This window comes from Azorhizobium caulinodans ORS 571, from assembly GCF_000010525.1.
GTDB lineage: Bacteria > Pseudomonadota > Alphaproteobacteria > Rhizobiales > Xanthobacteraceae > Azorhizobium > Azorhizobium caulinodans.
In genome coordinates, this window is the sequence record NC_009937.1 from 1,952,616 (window position 1) to 1,975,591 (window position 22,976).

At 67.7% G+C, this 22,976-nt stretch carries 21 protein-coding genes; 12 read left to right on the top strand and 9 right to left on the bottom strand.

Annotation, left to right across the window (positions count from 1 at the left end; genetic code table 11):
• Position 1 precedes the first annotated feature (1 nt).
• Both AZC_RS08845 and lpxB read left to right on the top strand, forming a co-directional pair.
• Entirely contained in the window at positions 2-886 is an 885-nt protein-coding gene (locus AZC_RS08845; RefSeq protein WP_012170233.1) for an LpxI family protein, read from the top strand.
• Complete coding sequence (lpxB, locus tag AZC_RS08850) at positions 883-2,055, top strand: lipid-A-disaccharide synthase (RefSeq protein WP_012170234.1); 1,173 nt, start codon at positions 883-885, stop codon at positions 2,053-2,055. The genes AZC_RS08845 and lpxB overlap by 4 nt, the downstream gene beginning before the upstream one ends.
• A 3-nt stretch (positions 2,056-2,058) precedes the next feature.
• Here the strand turns inward: lpxB and AZC_RS08855 are convergent, their stop codons facing one another.
• The gene (locus AZC_RS08855; protein ID WP_081433953.1) at positions 2,059-2,961 is read right to left on the bottom strand and encodes a LysR substrate-binding domain-containing protein; all 903 of its coding nucleotides are present in this window, start codon (positions 2,959-2,961) and stop codon (positions 2,059-2,061) included.
• Positions 2,962-3,087: 126 nt separating this feature from the next.
• Between AZC_RS08855 and AZC_RS08860 the strand changes: the two genes are divergently transcribed.
• Together AZC_RS08860 and AZC_RS08865 are read left to right on the top strand one after the other, a co-directional pair.
• Positions 3,088-3,837, top strand: a complete 750-nt coding sequence (locus tag AZC_RS08860) for an SDR family NAD(P)-dependent oxidoreductase (protein WP_012170236.1) — start codon at positions 3,088-3,090, stop codon at positions 3,835-3,837.
• 12 nt (positions 3,838-3,849) lie between these two features.
• Positions 3,850-4,218 (top strand): hypothetical protein, encoded by a 369-nt coding sequence (locus tag AZC_RS08865; RefSeq protein ID WP_012170237.1) that lies wholly within the window; start codon positions 3,850-3,852, stop codon positions 4,216-4,218.
• Positions 4,219-4,304: 86 nt separating this feature from the next.
• Here AZC_RS08865 and gltA read toward each other — a convergent pair whose 3' ends face one another.
• The 4 genes from gltA to AZC_RS08885 all read right to left on the bottom strand — a co-directional run bounded on the left by gltA (position 4,305) and on the right by AZC_RS08885 (position 9,716).
• Entirely contained in the window at positions 4,305-5,609 is a 1,305-nt protein-coding gene (gene gltA, locus AZC_RS08870; protein ID WP_012170238.1) for a citrate synthase, read from the bottom strand.
• Between the two features lie 114 nt (positions 5,610-5,723).
• Complete coding sequence (gene mobA / locus AZC_RS08875) at positions 5,724-6,353, bottom strand: molybdenum cofactor guanylyltransferase MobA (protein WP_012170239.1); 630 nt, start codon at positions 6,351-6,353, stop codon at positions 5,724-5,726.
• 74 nt (positions 6,354-6,427) lie between these two features.
• A complete protein-coding gene (locus tag AZC_RS08880; protein WP_173362968.1) occupies positions 6,428-9,049 on the bottom strand; it encodes a glycosyltransferase in 2,622 nt (873 codons plus the stop codon).
• Positions 9,050-9,263: 214 nt separating this feature from the next.
• A complete protein-coding gene (locus AZC_RS08885; protein WP_244421815.1) occupies positions 9,264-9,716 on the bottom strand; it encodes a hypothetical protein in 453 nt (150 codons plus the stop codon).
• Positions 9,717-9,955: 239 nt separating this feature from the next.
• Here AZC_RS08885 and AZC_RS08890 point away from each other — a divergent pair, with 239 nt between their 5' ends.
• Positions 9,956-11,581 carry a beta-1,6-glucan synthase gene (locus AZC_RS08890; protein ID WP_043879118.1) on the top strand — a complete coding sequence of 542 codons (1,626 nt, stop codon included), beginning with the start codon at positions 9,956-9,958 and terminating at the stop codon, positions 11,579-11,581.
• A gap of 69 nt (positions 11,582-11,650) precedes the next feature.
• On the opposite strand, the gene AZC_RS08895 is transcribed toward AZC_RS08890, so the two are convergent.
• Complete coding sequence (locus tag AZC_RS08895; protein WP_012170243.1) at positions 11,651-12,025, bottom strand: hypothetical protein; 375 nt, start codon at positions 12,023-12,025, stop codon at positions 11,651-11,653.
• Positions 12,026-12,230: 205 nt separating this feature from the next.
• Between AZC_RS08895 and AZC_RS08900 the strand changes: the two genes are divergently transcribed.
• The 4 genes from AZC_RS08900 to glmS all read left to right on the top strand — a co-directional run bounded on the left by AZC_RS08900 (position 12,231) and on the right by glmS (position 16,753).
• Complete coding sequence (locus AZC_RS08900) at positions 12,231-12,704, top strand: energy transducer TonB (protein ID WP_012170244.1); 474 nt, start codon at positions 12,231-12,233, stop codon at positions 12,702-12,704.
• Between the two features lie 113 nt (positions 12,705-12,817).
• A complete protein-coding gene (locus AZC_RS08905; protein ID WP_012170245.1) occupies positions 12,818-13,237 on the top strand; it encodes an energy transducer TonB family protein in 420 nt (139 codons plus the stop codon).
• 132 nt (positions 13,238-13,369) lie between these two features.
• A complete protein-coding gene (gene glmU / locus AZC_RS08910; protein ID WP_012170246.1) occupies positions 13,370-14,716 on the top strand; it encodes a bifunctional UDP-N-acetylglucosamine diphosphorylase/glucosamine-1-phosphate N-acetyltransferase GlmU in 1,347 nt (448 codons plus the stop codon).
• Positions 14,717-14,929: 213 nt separating this feature from the next.
• A complete protein-coding gene (gene glmS / locus AZC_RS08915; RefSeq protein ID WP_012170247.1) occupies positions 14,930-16,753 on the top strand; it encodes a glutamine--fructose-6-phosphate transaminase (isomerizing) in 1,824 nt (607 codons plus the stop codon).
• Between the two features lie 12 nt (positions 16,754-16,765).
• Here glmS and AZC_RS08920 read toward each other — a convergent pair whose 3' ends face one another.
• Positions 16,766-17,305 carry a YcxB family protein gene (locus AZC_RS08920; protein ID WP_012170248.1) on the bottom strand — a complete coding sequence of 180 codons (540 nt, stop codon included), beginning with the start codon at positions 17,303-17,305 and terminating at the stop codon, positions 16,766-16,768.
• 439 nt (positions 17,306-17,744) lie between these two features.
• On the opposite strand from AZC_RS08920, the gene AZC_RS08925 reads away from it, so the two are divergent.
• The 3 genes from AZC_RS08925 to AZC_RS08935 all read left to right on the top strand — a co-directional run bounded on the left by AZC_RS08925 (position 17,745) and on the right by AZC_RS08935 (position 20,319).
• Complete coding sequence (locus tag AZC_RS08925) at positions 17,745-19,424, top strand: methyl-accepting chemotaxis protein (protein ID WP_012170249.1); 1,680 nt, start codon at positions 17,745-17,747, stop codon at positions 19,422-19,424.
• 138 nt (positions 19,425-19,562) lie between these two features.
• Entirely contained in the window at positions 19,563-19,742 is a 180-nt protein-coding gene (locus AZC_RS08930) for a hypothetical protein (protein WP_012170250.1), read from the top strand.
• Between the two features lie 64 nt (positions 19,743-19,806).
• Entirely contained in the window at positions 19,807-20,319 is a 513-nt protein-coding gene (locus AZC_RS08935) for a hypothetical protein (RefSeq protein WP_012170251.1), read from the top strand.
• 61 nt (positions 20,320-20,380) lie between these two features.
• Here AZC_RS08935 and AZC_RS08940 read toward each other — a convergent pair whose 3' ends face one another.
• Positions 20,381-20,791 carry a YbaN family protein gene (locus tag AZC_RS08940; RefSeq protein WP_012170252.1) on the bottom strand — a complete coding sequence of 137 codons (411 nt, stop codon included), beginning with the start codon at positions 20,789-20,791 and terminating at the stop codon, positions 20,381-20,383.
• A gap of 48 nt (positions 20,792-20,839) precedes the next feature.
• The gene (gene recG, locus AZC_RS08945) at positions 20,840-22,936 is read right to left on the bottom strand and encodes an ATP-dependent DNA helicase RecG (protein ID WP_012170253.1); all 2,097 of its coding nucleotides are present in this window, start codon (positions 22,934-22,936) and stop codon (positions 20,840-20,842) included.
• Positions 22,937-22,976 lie beyond the last annotated feature (40 nt).

The following is a 22,976-nucleotide window of genomic DNA, read 5'->3' on the forward strand; positions in this document are numbered from 1 at the left end:
AATGACCGTGGCGCCCGCCATATCCCCTCCTGCTTTGCCCGGCGACGGGCCGGTAGGCATCGTGGCGGGCGGCGGCGCCTTTCCGGCGGCGGTGGCCGAGGCCGTGCGGGCGCAGGGCCGGGAGGTCTATCTCGGCCTGCTCCAGGGCTTTGCGGACCCTTCGCTGGAGCGCTATCCGCATTTCTGGTTCAAGGTCGGCTCGCTCGGCACCGCCACCACCCGCCTCAAGGCGCAGGGGGTGAAGGAACTGGTGATGGTGGGCACGCTGACGCGCCCGCGCGTGCGCGATCTCGGCCTCGACTGGACCATGCTGCGGCTTCTGCCGCGCATCGCCGCGCTGTTCCGCGGCGGCGACAACCATCTGCTCTCCGGCGTCGTCGAACTGGTGGCCGCCCAGGGCTTTGCCATGCGCGGTGCCCATGAGGTGGCCCCGAGCCTGCTGCTGCCGGAAGGCGTGCTTGGCGCCATCGCGCCCCGCCCGGTCGATCTCGACGACATCCGCCTCGGTCTGTCCCTCATCGCCTCGCTCGGCGCCTTCGACGTGGGGCAGGCGGTGATCGTGGTGAACGGCTTCGTGGTGGCGGTGGAAGCGGCGGAAGGCACGGACGAGATGCTCACCCGCTACAAGACCATGCGCGAGAAGGGGCGCCTGCGCTTCGGCAAGGGGCAGGGCGTGCTGGTGAAGGCACCCAAGCCGCAGCAGGACCGGCGCGTGGACCTGCCCTCCCTCGGCCCGCGGACCGTGCAGCGCGCCGCGGAGGCGGGTCTCGCCGGCATCGCCTTCGAGGCGGGCGGGGCCATCGTGCCGGATGCCGAGCATCTGGTGGCGGAGGCCGACAAGGCCGGTCTCTTCGTGGTCGGCGTGCGCCCGCAGGTGGCATCATGAGTGCGCCCGGCAAGCCGCTCGACATCTTCGTCGTCGCCGGCGAGGAATCGGGCGATGTGCTGGGCGGTGCGCTGCTGGCGGCTTTGAAGGTGCAGGCGCCGCAGGGCGTCACCTTCCGCGGCATTGGCGGCACGCGCATGGCGGGGCAGGGGCTCAAGAGCCTCTTCCCCATGGACGATCTCACCGCCATCGGCTTCGGTGCCGTGCTCTCCAAGCTGCGCACCATCCTGAAGCGGCTGAAGGAGACGGTGGAGGCCATCTGCGCCGCACCGCCGGACGTGCTGGTGCTGATCGACGCGCCGGATTTCACCCATCGCGTCGCAGCCAAGGTGCGCAAGCGCCGGCCGGACATTCCCATCGTCAAATATGTCTCGCCCACGGTCTGGGCGTGGCGCTCCGGCCGTGCGAAGGCCATGCGGCCCTATACGGACCGCTTGCTGGCGCTGCTGCCCTTCGAACCGGAGGTGCATGAGCGCCTCGGCGGGCCCGTGACCGACTATGTGGGGCATCCGCTGCTGGAGCATCTGGAGGACCTGCGCCCCTCCGCCGAGGAGGTGGTCCGCCGCGCTTCCGATCCGCCGCTGGTGCTCGCCTTGCCGGGCAGCCGGCGGGCCGAACTGGAGCGGCTCGGTGCCATCTTCGGGGAGGCGCTGGGCCGTGTGGCCGTTGAGCGGCCCATCGAGGTGGTGCTGCCCACCTTGCCGCGTCTGGTGCCCAAGGTTCTGGCCATGGTCGCGAGTTGGCCGGTGCCGGTGCGCATCGTCACCGATGCGGGCGAGAAGCATGCCGTCTTCCGGCAGGCGCGCGCGGCGCTTGCCGCCTCGGGCACCGTGACGCTGGAACTCGGCCTTGCGGGCGTGCCCACCGTTGCGGCCTACAAGCTGTCCGAATGGGAGGCCAAGATCGCCCCCCACGTGCTGCACCTCACCACGGTGATCCTCGCCAATCTGGTGATCGGCGAGAACGTGGTGCCCGAATTCCTCCAGAAGGACTGCACGCCGGAGAAGCTGTCGGCGGCGCTCCTCGAGACGCTGGCCGAGGGCCCCGCTCGCACCCGCCAGCTCGAGGGCTTCGCGAAGCTCGACACCATCATGGGTGCCGACGACGCCCCGCCCTCCCAGCGGGCGGCGGCTGTAGTGCTCGAGGCAGCGGCTGCGCGCCGGCACTGAGCTTCACTCGTCCAGTTTCAGCCGGTTGAAGGTGGCGGCGAGGTGGTCGATGAGCGCGCGCACGGCGGGCGTCAGGCCCCGGCGCGTTGTAAAGACGATGTGCACGATGCCCATCTGCCCGCCCCAGCCCGGAAAGACCCTGACCAGCCGGCCGCTGGCAAGGTCGGTACGGCAGATGTGATCGGGCAGAAGGGCAACGCCGAGACCGGCGGCTGCCGCCTCGCGCAGCGCGGCAAAGTCCACGCAGCTGAGGCGCGGCTCGTGCCGCAGGCTGTGGCTGGCGCCATCCGGACCCACGAGATCCCAGACCGTCTCGCCGATTTCATCGTTGGAACCCAGCGTCGGCAGGTCGTTCAGGCTCGCGATGTCGGCACCCGGCACCCTTCCCGCAAGTGCCGGGGCGGCGACGAGAATGCGGCGTGAGCGGCCCAGCGTGCGCATGGTGAGTGAGGCGTCGGTGGTGAGGTCCACCCGCACCCGCAGGGCCACGTCGATGCGCTCGGCGATGAGATCCACCGGCCGGTCTGCCGCGATCAACTGCATCCGGACCTTGGGATGGCGGGACAGGAAGGCGGGGAGGCCGGGCGACAGCACTTCCACAAGGCCCGTGGGGCAACTGAAGCGGACGAGCCCGCGAGGTTCGCTCCGCGCCTGCGCGACCAGCGCTTCCGCCTGCTCCGCTTCCTCCAGCAGCGCCCGGCAGCGTCCATAGAAGGCCTCCCCCACCTCCGTCACCCGAAAGCGCCGGGAGGAGCGCTCGATGAGGCGGACGCCGAGCCGCGCCTCCAGCGCCGCCACCCGGCGGCTGAGCTTGGACTTGGGGGTATGAAGCGCCCTGCCGGCGGGGGCGAAGCCGCCGTGCCTCACCACCTCGGCAAAGAAGGCGTAGTCGTTGAGATCCGCCATGACATCGTTCCTCATGTGGAACGATACGTGCCACATCTGGCGGCTACAGGCATCAGCGTTCCGGATCTAACTCTTGTCCATCAGCGACGGCCTCAGCCGCCGCAACCATCGACAGGAGACAGGATCATGACGACGTTCCAGAACAAGGTGGTGGTGGTCACCGGCGGCACCAGCGGCATCGGCCTTGCGACCGCGAAGGCGTTTTCCGCCGCCGGCGCGTCCGTCTTCATCACCGGCCGCCGGCAGGAGGCGCTCGATGCCGCCGTGAAGGCAATCGGCGGGCAAGTGACGGGCGTGCGCGGCGACATGTCGAAGCTGGCCGATATCGACCGCCTCTATGACGCAGTCCAGCAGCGCCACGCGCAGATCGACGTGCTGTTCGCCAATGCCGGCGGCGGCGGATTTGCGCCGCTCGGCGCCATCGACGAAACCCACTTCGACGAGACCTTCGCGACGAACGTGAAGGGCGTGCTCTTCACGGTGCAGAAGGCGCTCCCGCTGCTGAAGGACGGGGGCGCGGTCGTCCTGACCGGCTCGACCGCAGGCGCCTCGGGCACCCCGGCCTTCAGCGTCTACGGCGCCACCAAGGCGGCGGTGCGCAGCTTCGCCCGCAATTGGGTCCTCGACCTGAAGGATCGGCACATCCGGGTAAATGTGGTGAGCCCCGGTCCGATCGACACGGCTGGCCTCAACGAACTGTTCGGCGGCGGAGCTGAGGCGGACGGGGTGAAGGCGGGCCTGGTCGGTGCCATTCCGTCCGGTCGCGTGGGCCAGCCGGAGGAGGTGGCGCAGGCCGTCCTGTTCCTCGCTTCTGACGCGGCGAGCTTCATCAATGGCGCCGAACTGTTCGTCGATGGCGGCATGACGCAGATCTGAGGGGAGGACGCCGTGACAGACACCATCCAGACCCTCCTGCGCCGGAACCTCCACGAGGTGTTCGGCACGCGCGATACGGCCCGACGCCGGGCGGCGATCGAAGCGCTCTACGATCCGGCGGCGACCTTCGTCGACCACGGCGGGACACACGCCGGCTGGGACGCCATCGACGCGGCGGCCGCCGCCGTACAGGCAGCCACCTCCGGCTTCATCTTTGCCGAGGACGGGGACGCGCAGGTGGTGGGCGATCTGGCGGAGGGGGCCGGGCGTGTCGCCTGGACCTATGGTCCGGCAGAGGACAAGCGGCGGGTCACCGGTGCCGACCTCGTCCTCATCCGGAACGGCCGCATCCTCGCCCTTTCGGCTGTCCTTCACCGATAGAGGCTCCGCCGGCACAAAAAAAAGGGCGCGGCCGAAGCCGCGCCCTAGAAAGGCTGGGCAGCGGGGGGCAGGCCCCCGCGTCCCGCTCACTTGCGCTTGGACATCGCCACGTAATCGCGGCGGGCGGCGCCGGTGTAGAGCTGGCGGGGACGGCCGATGCGCTGGCTCGGGTCCTCGATCATTTCCTTCCACTGGCCGATCCAGCCGACGGTCCGCGCGAGGGCGAACAGCACGGTGAACATGGTGGTGGGGAAGCCCATCGCCTTCAGGGTGATGCCCGAATAGAAGTCGATGTTCGGATAGAGCTTCTTCTCGATGAAGTACTCGTCGTGCAGGGCGACGCGCTCGAGTTCCACCGCCACGTCGAGCAGCGGATCGTCCTTGATGCCGAGCTCGGTCAGCACTTCGTGGCAGGTCTGCTGCATGATCTTGGCGCGCGGGTCGTAGTTCTTGTAGACCCGGTGGCCGAAGCCCATGAGGCGGAAGGGATCGTTCTTGTCCTTCGCCTTGTTCACGAACTCGGGGATGCGGTCCGGCGTGCCGATCTCGGTCAGCATCTTGAGGGCGGCTTCATTGGCGCCGCCGTGCGCCGGACCCCACAGGCAGGCGATGCCGGCGGCGATACAGGCGAACGGGTTGGCGCCGGACGAGCCGGCGAGACGCACCGTCGAGGTGGAAGCGTTCTGCTCGTGGTCCGCGTGCAGGATGAAGATCTTGTCCAGCGCACGGGCGAGCGTCGGGCTCACCTTGTAATCCTCGCAGGGGACCGCGAAGCACATGTTGAGGAAGTTGGAGGCGTAGTCGAGGTCGTTCTTCGGATACACGAAGGGCTGACCGATCGAATACTTGTAAGCCATCGCCGCCAGCGTCGGCATCTTCGCGATCATGCGGATGGACGCGATGAGGCGCTGCTGCGGATCGGAGATGTCGGTGGAGTCGTGATAGAAGGCCGAGAGCGCGCCGACGCAGGCCACCATGATCGCCATGGGGTGCGCGTCGCGGCGGAAGCCGTTGAAGAAGCGGTTCATCTGGTCGTGAACCATCGTGTGACGGGTCACGGAGTGATCGAAGTCCGCCTTCTGGGCGGCGGTCGGCAGTTCGCCGTACAGCAGCAGGTAGCAGGTCTCGAGGAAGTCACCGCCCTCGGCGAGCTGCTCGATGGGGAAGCCGCGATAGAGGAGAACGCCTTCGTCGCCGTCGATATAGGTGATCTGGCTCTCGCAGGACGCGGTGGACGTGAAGCCCGGATCGTAGGTGAACATCCCGCTCTGGCCGTAGAGCTTGGAGATATCCACCACGTCAGGCCCGATGGTTCCTTTCTTGATGGGGAATTCCCAGCTCTTGTCGCCCACTGTCAGCTTGGCCGCGGTGGCGTTGTTGGTGGCGTCCATGAGATCTCCCTTGAAATCGGGCGGAAGCGCTGAGCGCTTCGCGGGTGCGAAGGCATCCGGGGCGCAGTCGTAAACCCTCCCTAAATCCGCCGCAAGCGTGACCACGCCTCCCCTTCAGGCAGAATTGCTGCCAGTCTGGCGGGCGAGATCCTCCGGTGCATTCAGGTTGGCAAAAGGGTCATGCGGCTCGGTCGGCCATGGCACGCAAGCCGCTGCATGGGCTGACAGAAACTGCCCGACGCGGCGTTCGCCCGCCTCAAGATATGCACGAAGTGCATGACGCAGTGCGACAGGCCAGAGCGCGACGACCGGATGGGTGCGCCCCCCCGATGCGGCGTGTGCGAGATGCGGCCCATCCGCACCGCCGGCCGCGAGGAGCCTCGTCACGAGATCGGCGGGAAGGCGCGGCGTATCCACAGGCGCACTGACCATCCATTCGACTTCGGGCTCCTCGGCCGCGAGGTCCTCCAGCCCCGCGAGCACGCCGGCCAGCGGCCCCGGATGATCGGGTAGGGGATCGGGCAGAACCTGGAGGCCGAAAGCGGCGAAGCGCTCCGGTGGCCCGTTGGCGGAGAGCAGCACGCCCTCCACTTGCGGGGCGAGGCGTTCCGCCACATGGGTCAGCAGCGGCCGCCCCTCGAACGTCACCAGCGCCTTGTCGACGCCGCCCATGCGCCGGGCCAGGCCTCCGGCGAGAATGAGGCCGAAGATGCGCGGGCGAGGGGGAAGCGGGAGAGCGGTCATCGGCCCACCATAGCAAAACGCCCGGCACAGGGCCGGGCGTTCGCAGGATCAGCGGTGGGAAAGAGGCCGGAGCCTCACTCCGCGATGGGGGCCCGCAGGCGGGTGCGCAGGCCGAGCTTGGCGCGGAAGGCCTTCCAGGCGGCGAAGTCGTTCAGCTTCGAGCCTTCGCCCAGCGCGATGAGCGCGGCGGCGAGGAAGGGCAGGCTCTGGATCACCAGCGCGAGGGCATAGAGGTCCACTTCGCGGATGGTATGCCAGTTCTGCATGTGCACCGCCACGCCGGCCGTGAAGAGCAGGCCGCCGATCACCGCTTCCCAGAGCGCCGGGAAGGAGCGGGCGGCGCCCGCCAGCCAGTTGCCACCCTTCGCCGTGCGGGCGAAGGCGAGGTCCTTGTAGCGGAAGCCGTCATAGACCGCCTTGGCGACCGTGAACTGCACCGCCATGGCCGCGAAGGCGGCACCCAGCATGCGCAGCGGCGTGGTGGCAACGCGCATCCGGTACATGGCGATGAAGTGCAGCACATAGACCAGGAAGGTGGCGATGATCGGTAGCGTCAGCACGTGGGCCGGCACGGCGATGCCGAGGGCGAAGACGAAGGGCACGAACAGCAGCGACAGGATCGCGGCGAGCGCACCGACCGACTCGGCGCCGAGCCAGGTCACCCAGCCGAGCAGGAAGTGCCGGCGCTGGGCGGTGGTGAGGCGCGAGTTGCCGGGCAGGAACCGACGCCAGTGCTTCTTCACGATCTGGAAGCCGCCATAGGCCCAGCGATGACGCTGCTTCTTGAAGGCTTCGAACGTGTCGGGCAGCAGGCCCCAGCCGTAGCGCACGCGGGTGTAGTGCGTCTTCCAGCCGTTCTCGGCGATGGAAAGGCCGAGGTCGGTATCCTCGCAGATGGTGTCGGACGACCAGGAGCCGGCCTCCATCATCGCCGCGCGGCGGATCAGGCACATGGTGCCATGCACCACGATGGCGTCTTCCTCGTTGCGCTGGACCATGCCGATGTCGAAGAAGCCGGCATATTCGGCATTCATCGCCTCGTGCAGCGGGCTCACGGCGCCGTCGCGATGGTCCTGCGGCGCCTGGACGAGACCCACGGTGGGATCGTCGAACATGGGCACGAGGTTCTTCAGCCAGTCGGGATGGACCACATAGTCGGCGTCGATGACGCCGATGATCTCGGCATCGTCCGCCGTGTGCTCGAGGGCGATGCGCAGGGCGCCGGCCTTGAAGCCCTGGACCTTCTCCGCATTGATGAACTTGATGTGGTCACCGAGCGTCGCGCAGTGCGCCCGGACCGGCTCCACCATGGCGGGGTCGGGGGTGTTGTTGACGATGATGACCGCTTCGAAGTTCGGGTAGTTGAGGCGGGCGAGGCTGTCGATGGTCTGCTTCAGCATCTCCGGCGGCTCGCGATAGGCGGGCACGTGGATGGAGACCTTGGGGAAGCGAACCGGGACCGACGCGCGCTGGTTCTCCACCAGACGGCGCGGGGTGCGGCCGAAGGCGACGGAGGCCAGTTCCTCGGCGCGATAGAGCACCACCACCACCAGCGGGCCGAGCAGGAGGAAGCTCAGCGTGACGGTGATGTAGTTGCCGCCCGTCACATAGTGGGTCAGCCAGTAGTTGATGACGAGCGCCACCCAGGCGCCGACGCCATTGGCGGCGGCCGAAAGGGCGAGGCCCTGCGACATGGTCAGCGGTGCCATGCGCAGCATCGGCAGCGAGAACAGGATGCCCAGCAGCAGCGCGAGGACGGCGGCGTGGGTGTAGTTCGATTCCGTGATCGGGCCGGAGAGCGGGAACTTCAGGTGACGCTGGGCGTCCATGATGCCCCAATACTGGCCGACCGAGCCCTCGAACGACTTCCACGGGGCGTCGAACGCCTCGATGATGTTGTATTCGATGCCCAGAGCCTCGGCGCGGGCGGCGAAGGTGCGGATGACCTGCGCCTGCGCCAGCTCGCCGGGGACCGAGGCGTCGCGGTTATAGCCCGCGCTCGGCCAGCCGAACTCGGCGATGACGATGCGCTTGCCGGGATAGGCGGCGCGCAGGCGGTTGTAGATGTCGATGGAGCGGTCCACCACCTGTTCGGCGGGGACGCCCTCCCAGTAGGGGAGGATGTGCGCGGCGATATAGTCCACCGCCGAGACCAGCTCGGGATGATCCAGCCACACGTTCCAGATCTCGCCGGTGGTGACCGGCGTGTTGGTCTGGCGCTTCACCTTGCGGATCAGCTCGGCCATCTCGGCGGCGCTCTTCTCGCCGCGGAAGATGGTCTCGTTGCCGACCACGAGGCCTTCGACGTTCGGGTTCTTGCGGGAAAGATCCACCGCGTTGCGGATCTCGCGCTCGTTGCGCGCCTCGTTCTTGTCGATCCAGGCGCCCACCGTGACCTTGAGGCCGCGCTCGGCCGCGATCGGAGGCGTCAGCTCGACGCCGCCGGTGGAGGAATAGGTACGGATGGACCGTGTGTAAGGAGCGACCGCCGCCACGTCGGCGCGGATCTGCTTCTCGTTCGTCGCCTCGCCGGCATCCGGGTCCGCCCCGCGCCCATAAGGCGCGAAGGACAGGCTCGTGAACCGATCGGTAACCGCAGGCGCGTTTACCTCGGGACGCAAGGATACCCACATCGCGGCGTGGAACGCCGTCACAACCGCAATGACTGCCGCCGCAGCAGCGAGACCGGGACGCATGGCCAGACCCACTCGAAAGGGAGATCGAACCTCAGAACGCACGCTTCCGACCAAGGTTCCTGGCGCGGAAGCGCGGGACATCCATTCGACCTGCCCCGTCGGTCGGCACTGTCGCGCTTAGCGCAGTGCAATGAGACACTAACCGTCTCAAATCAAGTGGTAAATGTAGACTGTGGCGGCCGTTCGGCGCGGCTGCGTCCGCGCCAAGGTCTTATTATTGCGCAGGTGCAGCAACATAGTCGGGATTCACCCAGCATTGCTGCACGCGGCTGCCCAGACGCTCCTGCGTTTTTGGATCGATGTTGCCCTGGCGCACCAGGCAGCGGAAGGCCAGCTTCAGGTGCTCGCTCGGGCAGCCGAAGCGCTCGTAGAGCTCCAGATGACGGCGGGCGGTGTCGATGTCGTCGCGCCACAGGAGCGCGGCGATGCGGCGGCCGGTCCACACGCATTCGGGCAGGCCGGCTGCGCCGGGGAGCTTGGAGGCTTCGACGAATTCCTCCACCGAGCGGCGCTGCGCCTCGCGGGCGGCCTGCTGCTCGGGGGTGAGCTGCGGCTCGGCGGCCTGCGGCTTGGCGTCGCCGCCGCTCCCCTGGGTCTGGGCGGCCAGCGGCCCGGTGCAGGCAATCAGGAAGGCGCCCAGAAGGAGCGTGAGACGGAAGCTGTGCATGACGGCCATATGTTTGAAGACTTGTGCGGGGCGACGACGCGCATCGGCGAAGCGACGCGCAAATTAGAAGAAGGCTATGAGTTTGTCAGCAAGAGGACGCGCGCAAGCTTAAATCTCGTCCCCACAAGATGCGCCGCCCCGCCACGGCCATGCCGGCGCCTTGGTGGCTTCACACTGCCCGTGTGAAGCTTTATGCGGTTTTTTCGTCCCGCCTGCGTCTTGGCGCCCCAGGAGTCCCCATGTCCGTGTCCTATCGCTTGCCGCTGCTGCTGGCCCTCGTCGTGTCGGCGGCCGTGGTCGGGCTGTGGGTCTGGGCCGGCCGGCCCGTGGCCATGCCGCCCTCGCCGCTGGCGGCGGGCGAGAAGCTGCAATGCGTCTCCTATGCGCCCTTCCGCGAGGGGCAGTCGCCGCTCGATCCGGACCTCGTCATCCCCGAGAGCCAGATCGACGACGATCTGGCGCAGCTCGCCAAGATCACCGATTGCGTGCGCACCTATTCGGTGGAAAAGGGCCTCGACAAGGTGGCGCCCATGGCCCGCAAGCACGGCCTGACCATGCTGCAGGGTGTGTGGCTGGGCAACGACCGGGCGAAGAACAAGGTGGAGGTGGACCAGGCGGTCGCGCTCGCCAAGGCCTATCCCGATGTCATCAAGGCGCTGGTGGTGGGGAACGAAGTGATGCTCCGCGGCGAACTCTCCGCCACCGACATCTCCGCCATCCTGAAGGATGTGAAGGCGCGCGTGGCGCCGGTTCAGGTGACCTATGCGGACGTCTGGGAATTCTGGTCCCGCGCCCGCGCCCTCGCCAATGACGTTGACTTCATCACCATCCACATCCTGCCCTATTGGGAGGACCTGCCGGTCGCCGCCGACAAGGCCGGCCGCCATGTGGACGAGATCCGCCAGCACATGGCGCAGGAATTTCCCGGCAAGGACATCCTGATCGGCGAGACCGGCTGGCCGAGCGCCGGGCGCATGCGCGAGGGCGCGCTGCCGTCCCCCGCCGATCAGGCACTGGTCATGCATGACCTGATGCGCCTTGCGAAGGAGAAGGGCTATCGGGTCAATGTCATCGAGGCCTTCGACCAGCCCTGGAAGCGGGCGAACGAGGGCACGGTGGGTGGCCATTGGGGCCTCATCGATTCCGGCACCCGCGCGCCGAAATTCATCTGGGGGCAGGGCGTTTCCAACCATCCCAACTGGCAGGCCCATGCGGTGGCCGGCGTCGTCGCCGTCTTCGCAAGCTTTGCCGCCGGCCTCTGGGGCGCGCGCCGAAGGGGCGCGGCCGTGCCGACCAAGGATTGGCTCGGCATTGCGGTGATCGCGTTCGCCGGTGGCGCGACGCTCGGTGCCGCCGTCTCCGCTCTGCCGCTGGAAAGCCTCGGGGTGGCCGGCTGGATGCGCAACGTCGGTTTCGTGCTGCTGGCGCTCCTGTCCGTGCTGGTGATTCCGGCCGTGATCGGGGCGGGCGTGCGTCTGCCGGCGCTGGCGGTGGCCCTTCATCCCGCCCGCCGTCGCACTGCTCCCGGCCTTCAGGTGGCGGCGGGCGTCATTTTCGCGCTGGCGGTGCTGGCCATCGGCGAGGTGGGCTTCGAGCTGGTGTTCAACTCCCGCTACAAGGACTTTCCCTATTTCCCGCTGACACCGGTGGCGCTCGCCGTGGCGGTGCTGGCGCTGCTGCGCCGACCGGCCGGGGAGGCGCGGAGCCTTGCGGAAGGTTTCGCCTTCTGGTGGCTGCTGTTCGCGGGCCTCTATATCCCGGTCAACGAGACGCTCCAGAACTGGCAGGCGCTGTGGTTCGGCGCCATCAGCCTCGTCGGTGCCCTCGCCCTGTGGCGGGTCCGGAGCGCCGCTCGCGTGGGGTGAACCCTGGGGCGGCTTTCACGCCGCCGGCCGGGTGCCGGCGGAGGGCGCCTGAACGCGATAGCGAGCGGCTCAGGCCCGTCCGGGTCGGGCGAGGGAGAGCAGGAGGATCATCGCCGCAATGGCGGAGGCCACGTTGTTATAGAGGACAAGTCCTATTCCCGCGCAGGCGAGCGCGATGCCGAGCGTCACCACGTGCGGCCGCCAGAACTGGAGCAGGGCTCCCGCGAGCGCCAGAATGCCGAAGGCGCTGTAGCCGAACAGCGCGATCACCGCCGAGCGGGCCTGGCACTGGAAGGTCTGGAGCCCCGCCTCGCAGGCCAGCCCCACCACCGACGGCTCGATGATGACGTAGCGCATGTAGATCGCCCAGCTGGTCGCCAGCAGGGTGGAGGCGATCAGCCAGTTCATGGCGCGCGGGCTGGGGCTGAAGCTGCGGTCGGTCATCGGCGGGAGGCGTCCGGCATCGGGGAGCGAAGACATAGGCGGCCGAAATGGCACCGCCAAGGCGGGCTGACAATGAGTGAGGCTCGACTTTGGCCGAAATATCTCCAAAATGGCGGAATTCCGCGTGGTGTCGTGGGGCGTGCGGGAGCGCCTCGCACGCGGAGCGTCTTTCCGCGCCTGAGGCGTCCCGTTCCGGGAGGATGATATGAAACTGAAGCGCATGGCATTGGGTGCCGCATTGAGCGCGCTGGCCCTTCTGCCGGCGGTGCCGGTTCTTGCCGCCGCCGATACCCAGCCCCAGAGCCGCAAGGACTGGATGAAGGCGGCCTGGTCGCTCATGGCGACTCATCGGGCGCTGCCGGCGGACATTCCGGACCGCGCCGGGCGCTATGAAGTGGTGGTGGCCCTGCGGGTGCGGCGTGACGGAACGGTTTCGACCGCCGAACTCGTCCGCAGCTCCGGCCTGCCGTCCCTCGACAACAGCGTACTGAAGATGGTGCTGCTGTCCGCGCCCTTCCCACCCTTGCCGCCGGACATGCGGGAGAACGAGCTTCTGGCCATGCCGGTGGCATTCTCCTTCGACCAGCCGGAAGGGCAGGAGCGCAGCGTCATTGACGCCAAGAGCCTCTTCGAATCGCGCAAGCTCATGGACAAGCGGCGGGCCGAGAACCGCCTCTGAGCGCCCCCTCGGGCCCGGGGCATGCAAAATTGTGCATTGCGTCAAGCTGGAGCTTGGCTATGACACCAACCGGTGTTGCCTGCCTTTCTTGATTCTTTGCCAAAGGCGCAGAAATGCTCCGTTTTTTGCTCTCGGCCCTGGTTTTGGGCGTGTGCGTTACGGCCGCCCAGGCAGAGGATCTGCCGCAGACGGTAGCCCAGTGGCGGCAGGCCGCCTGGACCCGCCTTGCGCAGTTGAGCAACATCCCACCTGAGGTTGTCGACAAGCCCGGTACCTATCAGGCGGAAGTCACGATCATCGTGCGCAGGGACGGCTCGGTGGCCCGCTCGGAGTTGGCCCAGAGCTGCGGCAAGGATGAGCTGGACGAGAATGCGCTGCGCCTCGCGCACATGGCTTCGCCCTTGCCGCCTCTGCCGCCGGACATGCCCTTCGCAACCATGAGCGTCACCCTGCCGGTGGTCTATGCCTATCCACCCCGGCCGCCCCGGACGGTGCGGGAGCTGCGGCGGCTGCGCAAGGACATCTCCCGCTGATCGGTCGTCAGGTTTTCAGATACCGCGAAAGGCCGGCCAGCGGCTTTAGGGCGGTATTCATCCGGCAGGTGCATTCAATTTCCCCCGCTCGCCCTCTATGAGACGGGCATGAACGCGCAAGGGGAAAGTCCGATGTCCGAACGCAGCCTTCTGGTGGTGGTCCTCGCGGCGGGCGAGGGCACGCGCATGGCGTCCCGCCTGCCGAAGGTGCTGCACAGGATCGCCGGCCGTTCGATGCTCCACCATGTGCTGGAAACCACGCGGCAGGCCGGCGCCACCCGTGTCGCGGTGGTGATCGGACCCGACCGCGAGGATGTTGCCGCCGAAGCGCACCGCGTGCGCCCCGATGCGCAGGTCTTCGTCCAGACCGAGCGCCTCGGCACCGCCCATGCGGTGCTCGCCGCGCGCGCCGCGCTGGAAGAGCCGGCCGATGACGTGCTGGTGCTCTATGCGGACACGCCTCTGCTGCGGCCGGAGACGCTGGAGAACCTGCGCGCGCCACTGGCCGATGGCGCGGCCGTCGCCGTCCTCGGTTTCCGGCCCGCCGATCCCACCGGGTACGGCCGCCTGCTGACACAGGGCGATGCGCTGGTGGCCATCCGCGAGGAAAAGGACGCCACCCCGGACGAGCGCCGGGTGGATTTCTGCAATGCCGGCGTCATGGCGCTGCGGGCGCGCGAGGCGCTGTCCATTCTCACCCGCATCGGCAATGCCAATGCCAAGGGCGAATATTATCTGACCGACGCGGTTGAGATCGCCCGTGCCGACGGCCTCTCCGCTGTGGCCACCGAGGCCGAGGTGGACGAGGTGGCGGGCGTCAACAGCCGCCTCCAGCTTGCCGAGGCCGAGGCGATCCTCCAGGGCCGCCTCCGCCGGGCCGCCATGGCGGGCGGGGCAACGCTGGTGGCGCCGGAGACGGTCTTCCTCTCCGTCGATACCAGGCTCGGCCGCGACGTTCTCGTGGAGCCTAACGTGGTGTTCGGTCCCGGCGTGACCGTGGAGGACGACGTGGTCATCCACGCCTTCAGCCATCTGGAAGGCGCCCATCTGGAGCGCGGTGTCTCCATCGGTCCCTATGCCAGGCTGCGGCCGGGCACCCGCCTCGGGGAAGGCGTGCGCATCGGCAATTTCGTGGAGACCAAGGCGGCGCTCATCGATGCCGGCGCCAAGGTCAACCATCTCTCCTACGTGGGCGACGCCCATGTGGGGTCCAATGCCAATGTCGGTGCCGGCACCATCACCTGCAATTACGACGGCTTCTCCAAACATCGCACCGAGATCGGCGCGGGCGCCTTCATCGGCACCAATTCCTCGCTGGTCGCACCGGTGAGCGTCGGGGCAGGGGCCTATATCGGCTCGGGCTCGGTCATCACCGATGACGTACCGGCGGACGCCCTCGCGCTGGGGCGCGGCCGGCAGGCGGTGAAGGAAGGCTGGGCCGCGGCCCTGCGCGCTGCGCGGGGCAAGCCGAAGGTGTGACGATTGGAAAGGCGAAGTGATTCCTCACTTTTGCCCGAAGCAGGCTAGAGATTTGAACCTGAAGCTCGGCTTGCGGCGTGTCTGCCCAACGAACACCTGAAAGCTGCGTAGAAGAAAAGCTGTGTTGTTCGGTCGCGATGCAGGCCGGGCGACCTTCCCATACAGCACGTGCCGGAGCGCGTGCGGCGTGACCCTTGTGGAGTTCTATCCCTCATGTGCGGCATTGTCGGCATTCTCGGTCAGGGTCCGGTTGCGGAAGACGTCATCGATGCCCTGAAGCGGCTCGAATATCGCGGCTATGATTCCGCCGGCATCGCCACGCTGGAGCACGGGCATCTCGCCATCTGCCGGGCCGAGGGCAAGCTGCGCAATCTCGACCAGAAGCTTGCGCGCCATCCGCTCGCCGGCCACAGCGCCATCGGCCACACCCGCTGGGCCACCCACGGCAAGCCCTCCGAGCGCAATGCCCATCCCCACTCGGGCAAGAAGGTCGCGGTGGTGCACAATGGCATCATCGAGAACTTCCGCGAGCTGAAGGACGAACTGATCGCCGGCGGCGCACACTTTCTCTCCGAGACCGACACGGAAGTGGTGGCCCTGCTGGTGGACCGCGAGCTGCGTGCCGGCCGCTCGCCCGTGGAGGCGGTGGGCAAGGTGCTGCCCCGCCTGCGCGGCGCGTTCGCGCTCGCCTTCCTGTTCGACGGCGAGGACGATCTCCTGATCGCCGCCCGCAAGGGCTCGCCGCTCGCCATCGGCTACGGCAAGGGCACCATGTATCTGGGCTCGGACGCCATCGCGCTCGGCTCCTTCACGGACGAGATCGTCTATCTGGAAGAGGGCGACTGGGCGGTCATCACCCGCGCCGGGGCGGAGATCCGCGACCTCACCGGCGCGGTGGTGAAGCGGCCGATGGTGAAGGTACCGGCCGGGGCCATGCTGGTGGACAAGGGTAACCACCGCCACTTCATGGCCAAGGAGATCTACGAGCAGCCGGAAGTCATCCCCCACACCTTCGGCCATTATATCGACCCGACCAAAGAGACGGTGGTGCTGCCCGAGCTGCCCCTCGATCTCGGCTCGGTGACCCACATCTCCATCACCGCCTGCGGCACCGCGCTCTATGCCGGTGCCGTTGCGGAATACTGGTTCGAACGCTTCGCCCGCGTGCCGGTGAGCATCGATATCGCCTCCGAATTCCGCTACCGCGAAACCCCGCTCCAGCCGGGCGGCATCACCATCGTCATCTCCCAGTCGGGCGAGACGGCCGATACGCTGGCCTCCCTGCGCTATGCCAAGGAACTGGGCCAGAAGGTGGTCGCGGTGGTGAACGTCCCCACCTCCACCATCGCCCGCGAGGCCGACGTGGTGCTGCCCACGCTGGCCGGGGTTGAGATCGGCGTCGCCTCCACCAAGGCCTTCACCTGCCAGCTCGCGACGCTCGCCTGCCTCGCCGTGGCGACGGGCCGGGCCAAGGGCGTGCTCACCTCCGACGACGAGCACCGCCTGGTGCGCGCCATGATGGAAGTGCCGCGCCTGATGACCGAGGCGCTGAAGCTGAGCCCGGAGATCGAGTTGCTCTCGCGCACCCTCGCGAAGGCACAGGATGTGCTCTATCTGGGCCGCGGCACCAATTATCCGCTGGCGCTGGAAGGTGCGCTGAAGCTGAAGGAGATCAGCTACATCCACGCCGAAGGCTATGCGGCGGGCGAACTGAAGCATGGCCCCATCGCGCTGATCGACGAGAAGATGCCGGTGGTGGTGATCGCGCCCTATGACCGGGTGTTCGAGAAGACCGTCTCGAACATGGAGGAGGTGGCGGCGCGCGGCGGGCGCATCATCCTCGTCACCGACCAGAAGGGCGCGGACCTTGCCAACGTCACCGCCATGCAGAAGCTGATCCTGCCCGAGATGCCGGCGACGATCGCTCCGCTGATTTATTCCATCCCCGTGCAGCTCATCGCCTATCACACGGCGGTGCTCATGGGCACGGACGTGGACCAGCCGCGCAATCTCGCCAAATCCGTCACCGTGGAGTGAGGGCAGGCGCCCTCATTTCCCCCCGCCCATTCCCGTTTCGGCGGTGCGCAGCAGGTCGTCCTGCTGCGCCTGCGAGAGGACGCGTCGGGGCACCATCCGGAACAGGGCGTCGCTCTCGAAGAAGAGGATCATGTGCCGGTCCTGCTTCATCTTGACGAGGTCGCGCCACGGCAGCGTCGCGTCCCCCTGCGGCGCCTGGGTCTGAAGCGCCTCGTCGGTCCACGCGAGTGTGAAGGGCTGGTTCAGCGATTTCTGCTGCGCAAAGATGCGGCGCGCGAGGCGCCCGTTGCGCCACCGGGTGGACCAGATCATGACGGCGGGAAAGAGCACCGCCAGCATCCCCGCCAGCGGCAGCGGCAGGTCGTCTCCTGACAGAGCCTTGATGGCAAAGACGGTGAGGCCCACCGTCACCAGATCAAGGAAGAGTACCGATAGGACGCCCCGCGCCGAGAGCAGGGCCTGGGTCTGAAATAGCTGATAGGCGCGCGCCACATCGTCGGCCGTGAGCTGGATCGAGATCGGGCCGCGCTGGGAGAGTGTCGTTTCCGTCATCAGTTTCTTTTTGACCGTGTTCGGTCAATGGAATGCCATGACCGTCTTCGTGCAATGTTAAACGTGGATTTTTGTCTGTAAATGGTCCTGCCAAAGGGCTTGAAATCGCGATCACTACAATGGTGCCGACCTGATGTCTTGTGGTTCATCGTGCCGATAGTCTGGTTGCTGAGTGCTCAGGCACGCGCACCAGAGGGATATTCAAGAAAAGCGCGCGGTGGTTTGTGCATGGTGCACTGCGGTCGCGGCGCAAGTAAGTCGACGTATTCGCAGTCGCAATATTTTAAATGACGCAGGGGTATGTCCCGTTTTGGTTGATTATTGCCCCAACATGCTACCGCTTTGGAGGTTGATTCCGTATCCATCGCCACACGCACCGTGCCAATTTCGCCCCAGGCATCGAAACGGCTGTTGCTAGCCAAGAATTCCGGGGCGCCGTATGTTGAAGAACATGTCCATCAGGGCGAAGATCCTGCTCGCCTTCGCCGTCGTTCTGCTCGCCAATATCTGCAGCGGGGCGGTCATCCTGATGTCCAGTCGGACCGTTGACCGCAATGTGAACTGGACCATCCATACCTATGAGGTCCTGACGGAAGCTGATCAGCTTCTGATCTCGCTCATCAATCAGGAGACGGGCCTGCGCGGCTATCTCGTCACCGGCAAGACCTCCAGCCTTGAGCCCCTCACGGCGGGTGAAGCCGGCTATCGGCAGGCGTGGGCCAAGCTGAAGTCGCTCACCAGCGACAATGCCGTCCAGCAGCAGCGTCTCGATGCCATGCAGAAAGAGGTCGAGCAGTGGCAGCAGAACGTCTCGCGCGCCGCCATCGATCTCATGGGCAAGCCTGGACAGGAAAGCGCCGCGCAAGACATCGAGCGTTCCGGCAAGGGCAAGGCGAACTTCGACAAGATCCGGTCGATCCTGACCGACTTCAAGGGTGCCGAGGCGTCGCTGCTTGAGGCGCGCGCCCAGGCCGTGGCGGCCGCGCAAACCGCCATCGTCTATGCGGTCGTGCTGGCAGTGCTCGCCGTTCTGGCGCTGGCCGTCCTTGCAGCCGTCGCCCTGAATGCCCTGCTTGCCAAGCCCATCCGCCGCGCCATCACCTCCATGGAGAAGATAAAGGGCGGCGACTACGCGACGCAGATCGACGACACCGACCGCCGGGACGAAATCGGCCTCATGGGCAATGCGCTGGTGTCGTTCCGCGACAGCCTCGGCGAGGCTGATCGCCTGGCCAAGGAAAACGCCGCGCGCGATGAAGTGGAGCGTCAGAGGCTCGCCAAGCGCAACACCCTCGCGGCCGACTTCGTCTCCCGCATGACCGAGCTCTCGGCCGCCTTCGCTGCTTCTTCCGGGCAGGTGGCAAGCTCCGCCCGCAACCTGTCGGCCACGGCCGAGCAGACCTCCCGGCAAGCGCAGGCGGTGGCCTCGGCTGCCGAGGAAGCGGCGGAGAATGTGCAGACGGTTGCGGCCTCGTCCGAGGAACTGGCCGCTTCCGTTCGCGAGATCACCGGCCAGGTGAGCCATTCCGCCCAGGTCGCGGACGTCGCCTTCACTGAGGCTGAGAAGTCCAACAGCCGCATCGGCGAACTCGCCACGGCGGCCACCGCCATCGGCGACGTGATCTCCCTCATCAAGGGCATCGCCGACCAGACCAACCTGCTGGCGCTCAACGCCACCATCGAATCCGCCCGTGCCGGCGAAGCGGGCAAGGGTTTTGCCGTGGTGGCCTCCGAGGTGAAGCAACTCGCCTCTCAGACGGCCCGGGCGACCGACGAGATCGCCGCCAAGGTTGCGGAGATCCAGCAATCCACGCAGGGCACCGTCACCTCCATGGCGGAGATCATGCGGGTGATCGCCAACATGAAGCAGATCTCCTCCTCCATCGCCGGCGCGGTGGAAGAGCAGGGCGCTGCCACCGGCGAGATCGCCGAGAACTGCCAGCGTGCCTCCAGCGGCACGCAGATGGTGACGCAGAACATCAGCGGCGTCGGGCAGGCTGCCCAGCTCACCGGCTCCGCCTCCACTGAACTTCTGGCGTTGTCCGAAGGGCTCTCCGGTCAGGCGGGCGATCTGAAGCAACTGGTGGAGACCTTCGTTCGGGACCTCAACGCCGCCTGAGCCGCAATCCGCCGCTCATCGCCGGACCCCAGCATCCCCCGCGACGCACGCGGGGGATGCTCTGCTTTCAAGGGGCCTGCTGCGCACGTCTCCGCGCCGATCTCGCCGCCCATCCCGACCTCGACCCTTCCGGCGCCGGTGCTGATCGCCACCATCGACCGGGTGCTCACCTGGGTCGAGGCCAATCTGCCCGCCAGCATTCCCGCCGCCGCTCGCCAGAGCACCCGCGCCGGCTGCGTTGCCCCGCGCGACCAGATCCGCACCGAGGCCGACAGCATCCGCGCCCAGCGTGCTGCCAAGGGCCTGGAAAATCGCTGAGCGACGGCAACGCTTTCGCCGCCCGTGCGTTAGATGCAGGACAACTGGCAAGGGGGACCGCCGCATGCGCGTGTTGACCGCCGTTATGATGGCCGTCACCGCAGCCCTGTCGCTGCCCGCAACCGTCCGGGCAGAGGGCTTTTCCACCCACGACCTCACGCCCTTCGCCGCGCGGGTGACTGAGGCCATCGGCACGAACTGCCAGCCCGCCGCCGATCCCGCGCGCCTGACGCTGCTGTGCCCGGACGTCAAAGGGCCGCTCGTCGATATTTTCCTCAGGCGTCGGGACAGCGGCGACCGCATCGAACAGAATATGCGCGCCGGCAAAACCGGCCAGGCCGAGCTGGAGGCGCTCTGCCGCAAGATCAACGACCGTTGCACCGTGACCCTGCTCGATGTCGCCCCCGCGGTCGGCTGGATCGGCGCGCAGCCGATGGGCCGGCAGGCCCTGTCCACCGCCGTCCTCGTGCGTGATGGCGATGAACTGGTCGTTCGCGCCCTCGCCTCCGACCCGCAGGCCGCCCGCGCCGCAGTTGACAAGGCCCTCGCCATCGTCCGGCCGGTGATCGGCGACTGATCCGCCCGCTTTCCCCTGCCCACCGACAGGAGACCACCATGCGCCTGCGCACCGTCGCCCTCTATCCGTTCGGTCGCGTCGCCATGAAGATCGCGAGGCCGGCAAACAGGAGACCGAGCCCCCACAGCACATAGATGGGCGCGCCGAAATACCAGGCGCCGGTCCAGCTTCCGATGAAGCTTGCGAAGGCAAACAGCTTGGCGATGAGCGGGATGGCGCCGGTCTCGCGCCAGCGCACCACGCTCGGGCCGAGATAGCGGTTGTTCAGCATCCAGGCCTCGAAGCGGGGCGAGGATTTTGCAAAGCACCAGGCGGCGAGGATGAGGAAGATGGTGCCCGGCATCATGGGCACCACCATGCCGATGGCGCCGATGGTCACGAACACCAGCCCGGCGGAAAACAGCAGCCGTTGCAGCAGGATCTGGCGGAAGGTGGCGGCGGCGAACGGGGGCCGCGGCGGCTCGGTGGACACTGGGCAGGAAACCTTGGGCGGCGACGTAATCGCGCGCAGGGTGGCCCCTTAGCCGGCCGAGAGCAAGCGCACCGCCGCATCGCGCTCCTGCACATAGAGCAGCGTGCGCACCCGTTCGCCTTCGGGGCCTTCGAGATCGGGATTGCCGGGCACCAGACGCGCGGCGGCATCGCGGGCCTGCGAGACGAGGGCGCCATGCACCTCCATGCGCGCCACCTTGAAGCCGGGCAGGCCGCTCTGCTTGGTGCCGAGCACGTCGCCCTCGCCGCGCAGGCGCAGGTCTTCCTCGGCGATGCGGAAGCCGTCCTCGCTCTCGCGCAGGATGGCGAGGCGGGCCTTGGAGGTCTCGCTCAGGGGGCCGCGAAAGAGCAGCAGGCATGTCGAGGCCTTCTCGCCGCGCCCGACGCGCCCGCGCAACTGGTGGAGCTGGGCGAGGCCGAAGCGCTCCGCATGCTCGATCACCATGAGCGTGGCGTTGGGCACGTTGACGCCCACCTCCACCACCGTGGTGGCGACGAGAATGCGCGCCTCGCCTGAGGCAAAGCGTGCCATGGCGGCGTCCTTGTCGGCGCCGGACATGCGTCCGTGCACCAGTTCCACCGCCTTTTCGCCGAACACCTTCTTCAGATGTGCGGCGCGCTCGGTGGCGGCGGCGAGGTCCGAGGTGTCGCTTTCCTCCACCAGCGGGCAGATCCAGTAGGCCTGTGCCCCGTCGCGCAACTGTCGGCCGAGGGCGCCGACCACTTCGTCCAGACGCTCCAGCGAGACGGAGCGTGTGTCCACCGGCTTGCGGCCCGGCGGCTTCTCCCGCAGCTCGGAACTGTCCATGTCGCCGAACAGGGTGAGGACGAGGGTGCGGGGGATGGGCGTTGCCGTCATCAGCAGCATGTCCACCGCCGCCCCCTTGCGGGAGAAAGTGAGGCGCTGCTCGACGCCGAAACGGTGCTGCTCGTCCACGATGGCGAGGGCAAGATCAGCGAAGGCCACATCGTCCTGAATGAGCGCGTGCGTGCCCACAACGAGTCCGATGCGCCCGCTGGCGAGCCCCTCCAGAATGCCGGCGCGGGTGCGCCCCTTCTCGCGGCCGGTGAGCACCGCCACCTCGATGCCGGCGGCGGCCGCCAGCGGCGCGATGGTCTCCAGATGCTGGCGGGCGAGGATTTCGGTGGGCGCCATCAGCGCCGCCTGACGGCCGGCCTCGATGGCTGCGGCGGCAGCCAGAAGCGCCACCACGGTCTTGCCCGAGCCCACGTCGCCTTGCAGCAGGCGCAGCATCCGCGTGTCCGCCGCAAGATCGGCGCGGATGGCGGCGAGCGCCTCTTCCTGCGCGCTGGTGAGGCGGAAGGGCAGGGCCTTGAGGATGGCGGCGGCGAGCCGTCCGTCGCCGCGCGTCGGCCGCCCGCCGGCCTTCACCTGCGTCTGCCGCACGAGGGCGAGCGTCACCTGATGGGCATAGAGCTCATCGAAGGCGAGGCGCTCCCAGGCCCGGCCGGTGGGCAGGCCGTCCACCGGGGTCTCGGGCTGGTGGATGCGCTTCAGAGCCTCGCGGAAGGAGGGCCAGTCGCCCCGCTCCAGAAGCTCCGGCGGAATGGCCTCCGGCAACTCGGGCACGCGGGCGAGCGCGGCCTCCATGGCGCGACGCACATGGCCGCCGGCGAGGCCTTCGGTCAGCGGATATTTAGGTTCCACCGGCGGCAGCTTGGCGAGGCCTGCCGCATCGAGGATGCGGTCGGGATGGGTCATCTGCCGCATGCCGTCATAGAGCGTCACGCGCCCGCACAGCCAGCGCGTCTCGCCCACGGGCAGCAGGCGCTCGATGCGGGCGCGTTCGATGTTGAAATGGACCACCGTCAGGTCGCCGCTGGCGTCCGAAACGAAGGTCCGATGCGGCGCGCGCCGGCCGGGGGGCGGGGCGCTGTGGCCGTCCACGCGCACTTCCAGCGTCACGTCCGTTTCCGGCTCGGCCTCGAAGATGGTCGGCCGCGCCCGGCGGTCGATGAGGCCGGAGGGCATGTGGAAGAGGAGGTCGATGACGCGCGGATTTTCCCGCCCCAGCAGCCGCCCGAACGGGCGCACCATCTTCGGCCCGATGCCGGGAAGCGTGGTGAGGGGGGCGAAAAGCGGATCGAGCAAAGCCGGGCGCATGGGGCGCCGAAAGTGGCGGATGGGGGGGATTCGGGCAAGC

Coding starts and splice junctions, on each gene's coding strand:
- glmS (WP_012170247.1), top strand. CDS start 14,930: ATGTGCGGCATTGTCGGCATTCTCGGTCAGGGTCCGGTTGCGGAAGAC.
- AZC_RS08920 (WP_012170248.1), bottom strand. CDS start 17,305: ATGACGGAAACGACACTCTCCCAGCGCGGCCCGATCTCGATCCAGCTC.
- lpxB (WP_012170234.1), top strand. CDS start 883: ATGAGTGCGCCCGGCAAGCCGCTCGACATCTTCGTCGTCGCCGGCGAG.
- gltA (WP_012170238.1), bottom strand. CDS start 5,609: ATGGACGCCACCAACAACGCCACCGCGGCCAAGCTGACAGTGGGCGAC.
- AZC_RS08890 (WP_043879118.1), top strand. CDS start 9,956: ATGTCCGTGTCCTATCGCTTGCCGCTGCTGCTGGCCCTCGTCGTGTCG.
- AZC_RS08885 (WP_244421815.1), bottom strand. CDS start 9,716: ATGCACAGCTTCCGTCTCACGCTCCTTCTGGGCGCCTTCCTGATTGCC.
- AZC_RS08935 (WP_012170251.1), top strand. CDS start 19,807: ATGCGCGTGTTGACCGCCGTTATGATGGCCGTCACCGCAGCCCTGTCG.
- glmU (WP_012170246.1), top strand. CDS start 13,370: ATGTCCGAACGCAGCCTTCTGGTGGTGGTCCTCGCGGCGGGCGAGGGC.
- AZC_RS08845 (WP_012170233.1), top strand. CDS start 2: ATGACCGTGGCGCCCGCCATATCCCCTCCTGCTTTGCCCGGCGACGGG.
- AZC_RS08925 (WP_012170249.1), top strand. CDS start 17,745: ATGTTGAAGAACATGTCCATCAGGGCGAAGATCCTGCTCGCCTTCGCC.
- AZC_RS08880 (WP_173362968.1), bottom strand. CDS start 9,049: ATGCGTCCCGGTCTCGCTGCTGCGGCGGCAGTCATTGCGGTTGTGACG.
- AZC_RS08855 (WP_081433953.1), bottom strand. CDS start 2,961: ATGGCGGATCTCAACGACTACGCCTTCTTTGCCGAGGTGGTGAGGCAC.
- recG (WP_012170253.1), bottom strand. CDS start 22,936: ATGCGCCCGGCTTTGCTCGATCCGCTTTTCGCCCCCCTCACCACGCTT.
- AZC_RS08900 (WP_012170244.1), top strand. CDS start 12,231: ATGAAACTGAAGCGCATGGCATTGGGTGCCGCATTGAGCGCGCTGGCC.
- AZC_RS08860 (WP_012170236.1), top strand. CDS start 3,088: ATGACGACGTTCCAGAACAAGGTGGTGGTGGTCACCGGCGGCACCAGC.
- mobA (WP_012170239.1), bottom strand. CDS start 6,353: ATGACCGCTCTCCCGCTTCCCCCTCGCCCGCGCATCTTCGGCCTCATT.
- AZC_RS08895 (WP_012170243.1), bottom strand. CDS start 12,025: ATGACCGACCGCAGCTTCAGCCCCAGCCCGCGCGCCATGAACTGGCTG.
- AZC_RS08905 (WP_012170245.1), top strand. CDS start 12,818: ATGCTCCGTTTTTTGCTCTCGGCCCTGGTTTTGGGCGTGTGCGTTACG.